Origin of the sequence: Planomicrobium sp. CPCC 101079 (assembly GCF_007859275.1) — a bacterium.
Lineage (GTDB): Bacteria > Bacillota > Bacilli > Bacillales_A > Planococcaceae > Planococcus.
Window position 1 is genome coordinate 463,684 of sequence record NZ_VOHC01000021.1, and the last position, 11,668, is coordinate 475,351.

8 protein-coding genes are annotated in these 11,668 nt (G+C 41.4%); 5 read left to right on the forward strand and 3 right to left on the reverse strand.

The window, feature by feature from the left end:
* Positions 1-128: 128 nt before the first annotated feature.
* The gene (locus FQV28_RS19665) at positions 129-1,244 is read right to left on the reverse strand and encodes a CDP-glycerol glycerophosphotransferase family protein (RefSeq protein ID WP_146496210.1); all 1,116 of its coding nucleotides are present in this window, start codon (positions 1,242-1,244) and stop codon (positions 129-131) included.
* Between the two features lie 1,416 nt (positions 1,245-2,660).
* Between FQV28_RS19665 and tagD the strand changes: the two genes are divergently transcribed.
* The 4 genes from tagD (at position 2,661) to FQV28_RS10260 (ending at position 7,572) form a co-directional block, all read left to right on the forward strand.
* Positions 2,661-3,053: a glycerol-3-phosphate cytidylyltransferase gene (gene tagD, locus FQV28_RS10245; RefSeq protein ID WP_146496171.1), complete on the forward strand. Its 393-nt coding sequence runs from the start codon at positions 2,661-2,663 to the stop codon at positions 3,051-3,053.
* On the forward strand, positions 3,050-4,210 hold the full coding sequence (locus FQV28_RS10250; protein ID WP_146496173.1) for a CDP-glycerol glycerophosphotransferase family protein: 1,161 nt from the start codon (positions 3,050-3,052) through the stop codon (positions 4,208-4,210). Before tagD ends, FQV28_RS10250 begins: the two co-directional genes overlap by 4 nt.
* Before the next feature lie 166 nt (positions 4,211-4,376).
* Positions 4,377-5,897: a glycosyltransferase family 2 protein gene (locus FQV28_RS10255; protein WP_146496175.1), complete on the forward strand. Its 1,521-nt coding sequence runs from the start codon at positions 4,377-4,379 to the stop codon at positions 5,895-5,897.
* Between the two features lie 142 nt (positions 5,898-6,039).
* On the forward strand, positions 6,040-7,572 hold the full coding sequence (locus tag FQV28_RS10260; RefSeq protein ID WP_146496177.1) for a glycosyltransferase family 2 protein: 1,533 nt from the start codon (positions 6,040-6,042) through the stop codon (positions 7,570-7,572).
* 33 nt (positions 7,573-7,605) lie between these two features.
* Here the strand turns inward: FQV28_RS10260 and FQV28_RS10265 are convergent, their stop codons facing one another.
* Positions 7,606-8,370: an SDR family oxidoreductase gene (locus FQV28_RS10265; RefSeq protein WP_146496179.1), complete on the reverse strand. Its 765-nt coding sequence runs from the start codon at positions 8,368-8,370 to the stop codon at positions 7,606-7,608.
* A gap of 21 nt (positions 8,371-8,391) precedes the next feature.
* On the reverse strand, positions 8,392-9,753 hold the full coding sequence (locus FQV28_RS10270) for an APC family permease (protein WP_146496181.1): 1,362 nt from the start codon (positions 9,751-9,753) through the stop codon (positions 8,392-8,394).
* A gap of 259 nt (positions 9,754-10,012) precedes the next feature.
* Between FQV28_RS10270 and FQV28_RS10275 the strand changes: the two genes are divergently transcribed.
* Positions 10,013-11,041: a LysM peptidoglycan-binding domain-containing protein gene (locus FQV28_RS10275; protein ID WP_146496182.1), complete on the forward strand. Its 1,029-nt coding sequence runs from the start codon at positions 10,013-10,015 to the stop codon at positions 11,039-11,041.
* Positions 11,042-11,668: the final 627 nt, after the last annotated feature.

Genomic DNA, 11,668 nt, shown 5'->3' on the forward strand with positions numbered 1-11,668 from the left:
CTTAATTAGATTTTTTATCACTGCGCGGCCTCATTTCTGCATCATAGCAATTTCATTATAAAATATGTTAAAATTTTACAATAAGCACTCCTTGAAGAAAGTATCATATCATGAATCTTTTCACTGCACTACTCCAAAAAACTTTTAACCACGCGTTCAGACGCATGGCCATCTTCTAGAGAAGCAAACTTGTTTCTAAAAGCAACGAATTTCGGATTCAATTGGACATTGGAATGCATGAGTTCGCGCATTGCTCGAAATAACTCTTCTTCGGTCTGTACAATAGGTCCTGGTGCATCTTCTTCAATATTAATATAAAAGCCTCTCAGTTCGTTCCGGTATTTTTCTAAATCGTACATAAAGAAAATGATTGGCCGATTCAAAATGGCATAATCAAAAAACACCGATGAATAATCCGTAACCATCATATCGGAAACTAGGTATAAGTCCCGAATATCGGGATATGCCGAGACATCGTATACTGTTCCGGCATGAGCGGAAAAATCAAAGTTCTCTGCCACTAAGTAATGCATTCGCGACAACAGAACCCATTCTTCCCCAAATTCTTTTTTCCAATTATCCAAGTCAAATTGAAATTGGAATTTGTACTTCCCTTTTTGGTAAAATTCATTGTCCCGCCAAGTCGGCGCATACAGCATGATTTTCTTTTCATCGGGGATTCCCAAGTTTTTCTTGATGTGTTCAATGTTCTCTGGGGAAGCATTTGCCAATACATCATTTCTGGGATATCCGGATTCGATAACCTTGCCTTTGAAATGGAAAGCTCTTCTGAAGATTTCTGTTGAATAGGCGTTCGGTGAAACAAGATAATCCCATTTAGAAGATTCAATTACAAAATTCTTTTTGTAAGTGCTTGTTTTAGTGCCCGGCATGTGGATTTCTTCAATATCGATTCCGAGCTTTTTGAGAGGAGTTCCGTGCCATGTTTGGACGAAGATCGTTTCCTGTGGTTTAGGCATCCATGCAGGTAGCCGAACATTGTTTACCCAATATTTCGCACGGGGAAACGTCAAAAACCAACTCAGCGTAAAACGCCGGACATACGGGACCCCAAAATCGCCAAATAATGGCTCTGCTTGTTTATCAATGCTCCAAAGCAAGCGATACTCTGGATGGTATTCTTTCATGTATTCATAGATGGCGCGCGGATTATCGCTATACTGCTTGGCATGGAAGCTTTCAAACATCACCAGTTTTTCTTTGCGCCGCATGCGTCCCATCATACCGAAAAACAGTCGGATCAGCAGCATTACCAGTTTGCCGTTTTTGAAATTTGCCGCCTTCTTTTCAATCCGCTTAGAGAACTTAAGTTCTTCTGTTTCCGAAGTATTCGAGCAAGAAACAGTATTGTAAGAACTTGTCGTAATTAAAGCTGCTTGGCCGTCAAACTTTTTAAAAGCCAAAAGTTTAGCTTTCCTGCGGCCTTGGGTCAGTTTTAACGTATGCATCGGTGTAGTTGAATTTCCTAGAAAAAACCGTACAGGCTCCCCAAGCTCCGTCTTTAATGCATCAAGCGGCACTTTAAAATATCCATATCTTTTAAAAAATCTGACTTTTACCGGCCTATGGAATCTTGCAATCGGTTCTCCCTGTTCTCCTTTATAAAGGAACTCGTATTTCCCACTCGCTTTATAGGCATAATGGGTGCTTCTTCCGAAAATATAGAGATGCTTTCCTAAAAAGCGCACCTTCATCTTTGAACGATAGCCTGTAACTTTTGCTGCGTTCTCACGCGTCAAGTAAACGCCGCTTTGTCTATTGTGCAAAAAGAATTTTGCACCATTTATATTGAATGACCCAAGCAGGTGTTTATCGCGATGAAGTTCCATTTCATAAAATTCAAAGAGCTTACTCCCTTTCGCGCTGACCTTTCTAAAGTCGAAAACCGCCTTTGCAATTTCAGAAGAAATTTCCAACAACTCCGGGCTTAACAAGCGGTATTCCAAATCCGCATCGTTTGACTCCACTTCGAATACAATGTTTTTAGTAGATAATTCTTTTCTGAATAAATCGTACATAACAAAAGTGCAGAACTTATCATAACTGGCTTTTCCCACTAGCAGATAGCGATATTCTATTGTGGTTAAGCCAAGGTCTACGGGGTGTATGTATTCCGGAGCCTGTTGTGTTACAATATCGTGTATACTAAATAAATATACACCTTTTTGATTGAACAAGGAAAAAGAAGTTTCGCTAGTCTGCTTGAAGGAAACCTCCTCAGAAAAGCATTCCAAAATCAGCTTGTATGAATTGGAACTCGGCTGAAAGTCAAGGTTAGGTTCATGGCTGACTCTCACTATAAATACCTTTCCAGTTTTCATATAAATTATGAAATCATGGCGGCAGGCCTCAACCTTGATCAACACTTGATCTTCTAATGAATACTCTCCTATGGCAAAAGGTTTGTTGATTGTAATCTGATTCAAGTCAATATTAAACACCTGGGTACTTCCTGTCAGAAAAAAGTTTATTTCATCCGTGGAATGAGCAAGCAGTTGAACATGATCGGAATATACAATCATAGACTTCTCCTTTTCTGCTTAATATTTTCATTAGTTATAAAAGATGATAACATATAATAAACAATCGCAACATTTTAATAAGTCAAAGAAAATACCTTTTGTGGAGTGAAGGCATATATGAAAAAAGTGATTACTTACGGAACATTTGATTTGATCCATCATGGACACATCAATATTTTAAGAAGAGCTAAAGAGCAGGGGGATTACCTGATTGTCGGCCTATCTTCAGATGAATTCAATGAATTGAAGGGCAAGGCCGCCTATCACGCATACGAAGAACGGAAAATGATCCTTCAGTCAATTCGCTATGTCGATGAAGTGATTCCTGAACATAATTGGGAGCAGAAAGTCCAAGATATTCAAAAATACGATATCGATCTTTTTGTGATGGGTTCTGATTGGGAAGGAAAATTCGACGAACTGAAAGAATATTGCGAAGTGGTGTACTTGCCAAGAACAGATGGCATTTCTACAACGAAGATTAAGATGGACTTATTGAATAACCAATGATAAAAGAAGCTTTCATCACACTTTACCTTTTACTATTCCGCATCGCTTTCGCTTTTTTCAAGCTGTTTCCGCTGCGGGATAAAACGGTCTTTGTTTCTTCATTCGGAGATAATGCCTTTTTCATCGCACAACAACTGGCGCTCAAGGAAACTCATCCCCTCATCTTTCTCAATCAAAAAAAATGCAAAATCGATTTTTCCGAGATTCCTTCGGATAACAAAACCATTTATTCGTTTGAAACAACCAATTTAATTCATTTTGTAAAATCCATCTACCATTTGGCTACATCCAAATATGTTTTTATCGATAACTACATGGGCTTTTTAGCAGCCATTCAATTTCGGCAGAAAGTAAAATGCATCCAGCTTTGGCATGCAGCAGGCGCCATAAAAAAATTCGGCTGGAGCGAACCAGAAACTCATACCAGAAGCGAACGGGCAAAAAAACGGTTCCAGCAGGTATACAATCGTTTTCAATTCATTCCCGTTTCTTCACAACAGATGGCGGATATCTTTTCAGAAGCCTTCCACTTAGATGCGGGCCATTTTCTTTACACAGGCGTTCCGCAAACTGATTTTTACTTTGATGCAGAAGCCAAAGCCCGTAGCCTTCAAAATGTGGCGGAAACTTACCCTGCTATCCAAGGCAAAAAAGTCGTACTGTACGCTCCGACTTTTAGAAAAGGATCTCTTCATCAAATGGACCTCCAATTGGATATGGAAAAATTCACCGAAGCATTAGATGAGAGCTACATGTTGTTAATCCGGCTGCATCCGGCTGTTCATGAAGCTACTCATGTGCCGGACCACCCGCGGATTCTAGTAGTTAATAATTACCCACATATCAATGAATTATTGGTTGCCAGCGATATTTTGATCACCGATTATTCTTCTATCCCATTTGAGTTTTCGCTGCTCAACAAAAAAATGATCTTCTTTACATATGACCTGGAATCTTATGGCCAAAGCCAAGGATTATGGGCTGAAACCAGCCTTTACTTTCCCGGACCAATTGCTAAAAATACGCAAGAAGTCCTTGAAGAAATCATGAATCCCCAAATTGATTTTGAAAAAATTGAACAGTTCCGTTTCCACTGGAACACATTTTCTACTGGAAAATCCACGGAAAATTTAATTTCAACGATTTATCGTGATTAACTTTTTAGTTTAATAGTACGAGATAAAGGGAATCCTATGGTGTTAGGTTCCCTTTTTTTATATGTCATGAATACATTTTTTCAGCACTTTATATTAATTTATCTGAATTTTTTATTTTTTCTAACAATTATGTGATATATTTAGCAATACGAAGGAGGATGATTAAATGAAAAAACTGCACAATAAAATATTTAACGAAGAAGAAGTTCCCTACGATATACAAGGGAAATTTATAAAAAATAGGGATACGCTATCCAGAGAAAGCAAGGTGACTGTTGTCACTCCCGTCTATAATGCTGAAAAGTTTTTGGGGAAAACCATCAATTCAGTGATTAACCAATCTCTCCAATTCAAAAACATCGAATTTATTTTGGTGGATGACCGCTCCACCGATTCCTCTCGGTCCATTTTGTGGAATTATGCCCAACGATACGAGAATATTGTTGCGGTTTTTTTAAAAGAAAATACTGGTTCTCCCTCAACACCTAGAAATTTAGGAATTGAACTGGCCAGCTCTGAATTTATTTGTTTCTTAGACGCTGATGACTGGCTAGAAGAAGATTGCTTGAAAAACCTGGCAGCTATTTTAGAAGAAACAGGCGATGATTATGCAGTGGGCAAAACCATTAAAGAAACTTCCAAAGGCAGCAAAATTGTCGGCGAACATCAATCTTGCATGGAAAGAAGAAGCGTTTCGCCTTTCTCCGTTCCAGATATGTTCCATCATATGGGGTCAAACGCCAAGATTATGAAGCGGCAGCTATTGATCGATCATGGAATCCGTTTTCCCAATATGAAGTATGCCGAAGACAAGCAATTTTACATGGATGTTATCATCCATAGCAAAACGGTCTCTACAACGAAACACGCCATTTCTTACTTGAACCGTTTGGATGAAAACGGTGAATCGCTGACAAAACAAACCGACGTTTTTGAAAAAATGGATACCAATTTGAAAGTCATTGACCATATTAAGAAAAAGAACCTGCCAATTGAGCAAGAAAAGATGGTTCTTAACCGTCTCTATGAGTTTGATTTCATCATCCAGCTTTTCGATCCTGCCCACTTTTCTGAGAGTCGAAACAAAGCAGCCTATTATGCTAAATTTCAAGAAGCACTTGATTCCGCCAAAGATCTTAACTATGATATCTCGGAAAATTTCTTTTATCCGCTTAGCAAAACTATTTATCAACTCTTTCAGCAAGGAAAATATTCGCACATTGAGGCATTAGTAAAATGGAATAAGAACGAAAAAAACAAACAGTACATCATCAAAGGCAATTTACCCTATATGGTCGTCCCTTTCTTCAAAGGAACTTTCAAGTATATCCGCGTGCCAATGCTTGCAATCTATATAAATGAACATCTTTCCGGGAAGAGAGACAGTTTGAAATTTAAAGTTTTTGGCGATTACACACATCAAGTAAGCGGCTTGGTTTTCCGGAATAGAAAAAACGTGAATGAGGAATACATTTTTGATTTTGAAATTGAAAACGCCGGAGGAGAAATTTCGTTTACGGCAATAATTCCATTAAAAGCCTTTCCTTCCTCTAATTTTGAAAAGTTTATCCAATTCGACAGTTTCCGGAAACTTCGATTTGTCCTCCCGGAACAAGTCAAATTTATTCAAGAAACTTATAGCACGTATATCGATAGCCCCTTATCAATGGACTCAAAACTTTCATAAGCATTTGACCAAAAGGCATTTTGATTAGTCAAAATGCCTTTTTTTTCACTTCTAATTTGACAGCATTCCTTCGATTAAATGTTTTAAAATTCAGTTATTTGATGGTATATTGGAACTACTAGTCCTTACAAGGAGTGATAGCATGTTTGGGTTTGGTACACGGAAATTTAACGAAGAAAAAGATGTGGCATATAATAGCGAAGGATATTTCGTGAAAAACAAAGGAAAATCTCCCAAAAAAGCTAAAGTAACCGTAGTTACGCCAGTTTACAACGCCGCTTCCTTTTTAGCCAATACCATTGAATCAGTCATCAACCAGACACTTCACTTTGATAACATTGAATATATATTAGTAGACGACCGATCCAGTGACTCTTCCCGGGAAATCTTATGGGACTATGCCAAAAAGCACAAAAACATCGTCATCGTTTTTCTAAAAGAAAACAGCGGTTCTCCTTCCAAACCAAGAAACTTAGGAATTGAGCTTGCGAGTTCCGAATACATCACCTTTTTGGACGCTGATGACCGCCTTGAACCGGAAGGACTTGAAACGCTATATGCTATTTTAGAAGAAACCGGCGATGATTACGCAGTCGGCCGTACGATGAAAGAAACATCTAAAGAACAGAAAATTATCGGCGAACACCAGTCTGTTGCAGAAAGAAGAAGCGTCTCCCCGTACGACGTGCCTAGCATGTTTCAGCATTTGGCGCCAAACGCGCGAATGTTGCGCCGACAGCTCCTATTGGATCATAATATCCGCTTTCCCGAGATGAAATTTGCTGAAGATAAACAGTTTTTCATCGATGTGCTAACTAATTGCAGGACGGTTTCAACAACAAAACAAGTGGTTTCTTATCTGAATCGGCTGGATGAAAACGCGGAGTCACTAACAAAGCAAACCGATATCTTCGAAAAGATGGATTCCAATATTAAAGTGATTGAATATGTAAAACAAAAAAAACTGCCAGTTGAGCAGGAACAAGCAGTCATGAATCGCTTGATTGAATTTGACTCCATCACCCGGCTTTTTGAACGGCAGCATTTTCTAAAAAGCAAGAATAAAAAAGGCTATTATGAGAAATTCCAGCAAGTCCTGGATATTGCCCATGATCTTCGGTATGATTTTACTGAAAACTTCTTTTATCCAATCAACAAAGTCATTTACCAACTTTTCATGCAGAAAGATTATCAGGGCCTTGAAGCTCTCGTACGGTGGAACCGCACCGAAAAATACAAGCAATACATCATAAAAGAAAATATGCCTTACTTGATTGTCCCTATTTTTCATGGCGAGTTTAGGCATATTCGTGTCCCCATGCTCGCACTCTTTCGAAATGGCACATTCGAAGGCGGCCAATATAAGCTGGAAGCCCAAGTTTTTGGCGACTATACAGAGAGCATAAGTGAATTGGTTTTCAGAAGCCGCAAAAATGTCAATGAGGAGTACATATTTGATTTCCGCGTGAATAATACTGGCGGGACAAATGCCGTTATCGATACTGAACAACTGGATTCTTTACCGACAGGCAGCTATGAGATGTTCATCCGGTATAATGGCTACCGGAAACTCAACATCCTCAAACAAGAACAAGTTGAATTCGAGAACCGGCTGTTCAATTTCTACACGACCATCAATTCCAATTTAGGGTTCAAAATTTCCAAATCAACCTAAAACCCGATCAGCTTAGGCTGACCGGGTTTTTTGTCACTGAAAATCCGAGTTGTTCTTCTTAAAATTTTCCCAAGCCTCCTTCGCGCCCAAATCGGTTTCCTTTCCGGACAGATGCAGCCTTTTTTCCGAGTCGCCGTATCCGATTTCAAGGTCTCCTTGCCGCAAGCGTTCAAACACTTCGTCAGTAAATTCATCAAGTGGTGCCCCTGACTGATGGACACCGGCGCCTCCGAGATCGGTATTTACAGCGGGCGGCAAAATCTCAATCACGGTAACATCGGTTTCTGACAATTGAAGCCGCAGCGATTGAGTGAATGAATGGATTGCCGCTTTCGTCGCACTGTATATAGGAACCCATGCGCCAGGCCGGATTGCCAAGCCTGAAGATACGTTAATGACGGCGCCTTTTTTCTGCTTTTTTAATTGTGGCAATAGCAACATGCTAAGATGGATTGGCCCCTCAACATTAATTGCAATTTCATTTTGGTAGTGTGCCCAATCTTCGTTGGCTTCTAACAAGTTTACACGTTGTTGGATCCCTGCATTATTAACTAGCACATTAACTTCAGGAAATTCTTTCAAAAGCCTGGCCACAAGTTCCAACCGCTCTTGTTCTTTCGACACATCACAAACCATTGTATGAAGCTTCGGATGCAACTTTTGCGCCGCTTTAAGCCTTTCTTCCCCTCGTCCTGCAACAATGACTTTATTGCCAGTCTGCAAAAAGCGCACTGCAAGCGCCAGGCCGATTCCAGATGCTCCTCCAGTGATCAATATTGTGTTGCCTGTCAATTCCACCCGAGTTCCCCCTTGATGAATTTATTCTCCCAGATCGAGTTTTGTATCCCTTTTTGTCAACTTCAAGAAGCTTAAATAGACAATACCAATTGCGAGCCAAACAAACCCCAGCTGCTTTGATAAAGCATCCAAATTGTACCAAACATAACCGATAATTAAAAATCCGATAACCGGCAAAACTAAATGCTTCAAGTAATTTCTGCTTTTCTTTTTCCCCAGAAAATAGGTAACTACCGAAACATGCAAAAACAAGAATGCCGTCAATGCCCCGAAATTGATGACAGATGCCAGTTCCCCAATCCGGTTCGCAAAAAAAGAAGTGACGAGAAGCGAAATCACAGCGACTAGAATTGTGCTGATATAAGGCGTCCGGTATTTCGGATGCACTTTCGCCAATATTTTTGGCAGTTTCCGGTCGCGTGCCATGCTGTATAGAACTCTTGAGATGGCTGCTTGAGCCACCAACGCGTCCGCAATCCCCCATGCAACGGCAGTAGCAATAATCGTCAGCCATTTTAACCATGCCCCGCCAGCAATTTCGGCAATCTGATAAAATGCCACATCGGCATTTTCAAACGACGTATAGTCGGGCCATATGAGCGCTGCCACCCATGTCTGAATGATGAATAGCACGCCGACTACAAGGAGAGAAACAATGATAGCATTGCCGACCGCTTTTCTGCCGCCTTTCGATTCTTCCGCAAGCGTTGCAATTGCATCAAATCCCAAGAAACTCAAAACCGCAATGCTCACCGCGCCCATTACAAGTCCAAGGCTAAACTGATTTGGATCATATAGCGGCTTAAACGTAAACTCTGCTCCATTTACACCTTGGACAATGGCAAAAATCCCGACAGCTACAAAAATTGCCAAGACGATTAATTCAAGCACGATGATGATTTTATTGGCCCTTGCAGTAAACTCAATTCCGATGACATTGATCACTGTATTGATTGCAATGAATAACACAAGCCATACCAACAAGGGAATTTCCGGGACGATATCATGAAGAGCCGCCGCACTGACCAAATATAAAAGTGCGGGTACAAAAATATAATCCAATAAAATCAGCCAGCCAGCTAAAAATCCTGCTGAATCGTTAATTCCCCGTTGTGCGTAGGAGTAAACAGATCCGGCAATCGGAAACGCTTCGGACATGGTCGCATAACTGAGCGCTGTGAAAATCATCGCCACCATGCCGATCAAGTATGCCAGCGCCACCATCCCGTTTGAACCTTGCGCCACTACACCATAAATTCCAAAAGGTGCAATCGGAACCATAAAAACAAGCCCATAGATCATTAAATCCCAAAAAGTCAGCGACCGCTTCAACTCCTGCTTATACCCAGTTTCACTGCCCTTTTCATTGCTGCTCTGCGCCATTTTTTCATACCTCCTTTTTGGAATGAGTGAGAAGGAAGATCTTGGATTTTAGAACCTTGAAGCAATGCATTTACCAGTTGTTAGAATATAAAAAATAATTAGATAGCATTATAATAATACATTATGCTATAATAAAAATATACTATTAAATTAAAATAAAACTCTATAAATCCTCTTTAACTGTTACTTTTTGCTCATATACCTATGGCTTATACATACACTATTTTCATCGGTGTAACTTGAATAAGGGGTGTGCAAAATGAGTTCAAAGCTAGTTAAGTTGATTGCAGTCCTTATGTTAGTCTTATTCACCTTTTTCTCTTTCTCCAGCCAAAGTGAAGCAGCCACTTCAAAATGGGTCACAAAAGGCACTACTACAAGCAAAGTAATTGCGCTCACGTTCGATGACGGATCCGATGGCACCAACATTCAAAAAATTTTGGATACCTTATCAGCCAATAACGTAAAGGCTACGTTCTTCTTAACCGGTTCCGGAGCAGAAAAACACCCTCAAGCCATTAAGAATATCGTCGCGAAAGGCCACCAGCTCGGCAACCATTCTTTTTCACATCCCGACTTTACCAAACTGTCAGCCGCCAAAATAAAAGCCGAACTAGATAAGACGGAAGCAACGATCAAGAAAATCACCGGCAAGTCGACCAAACCGCTTTTTAGGGCACCTTTTGGCACAACTAACGCCGCAGTATTGGCCGCGGTCGGCAATGCCGGCTATACCCATACCATCCACTGGAACATCGATACAGTGGACTGGAAAGGCGTTTCTGCCGCTTCCATCACCAACAAAGTGGTTAACAACGTTGTGCCGGGCACCATTGTATTGATGCATACTGGAGCTGGGGCATCCGGTACTCCCGGAGCGCTTCCTGGCATGATTTCCAAGCTGAAAGCGAAAGGCTACTCATTTGTCACTGTTTCTGAAATCCTAAAATTGAAACAGCCTCCTTCAACTGGCGCAAAATATACAGTCAAAGCCGGGGACACACTTTACAGCATCGCGAAAAAACATGGCGTAACGGTAGCGGCACTTGCAAAAGCGAACAAGATCACCAACTATAACTTGATCCGTGTCGGGCAAGTACTGATCATACCTTCAAAAAACGCCTCACCTCCACCGGCAGCCACTGTTAAATACACAGTAAAAGCTGGCGATACGCTTTACAGCATCGCGAAAAAGCACAAGGTTACGGTAGCCAAACTGGCGGCAGCGAACAACATCACCAACTACAACTTGATTCGGGTCGGCCAAGTTTTAACCATCCCAAACTAACAAAACCGGACAAGGGGTCTATTCCCTTGTCCGGTTTTGTTAGGTGAAAAAGTTAACATTGTATGAGCGAGGATTCCTTAACCGATAGTTCGCCAACCAGCTGCGAAGCTATTGGCCGAAGTTATTTTGGCCAATAGCTTTGCGACGAGCTTGCGCTGCCCCGCAGGCAAGTAATGGCCGAACCGCATTCGGCCACTACTTTGCGACGAGCTTGCGCAGGAGCAGTACGGTTTTCTCCGCCGCTTGGCTCCCATCTAGAGAGCTGGAAACACCACCAGCGAAGTTGCTCAACCGATCATGAGTGTAGAGCATCTCCAAAGCGACTGAAAAGAAGCGACATGCAGCGGAAGGCGGCGAGCAAGTTGGGCGAAGGCAGTTCGACCAACTTGTTTGCGACGAAGCAGCGAAGCGATGCAGGAGCACCGTTTTTTCCTGCGGGAATGGTACGAGACCTGAGACCCCGCAGGGAGCGCCAGCGAGCGAGGAGGCTTAGGCCGCACCCCGCGGAAACATACTAACATGAGTAGCACAAACCATGGCCATGGTTTGTGCTACTCTTTTTTTGTAGAAGTGAAGGGAAGTCGTGCGGACGCGTGGATCGTCGAATCCGAACCAGGAAACCGGCTC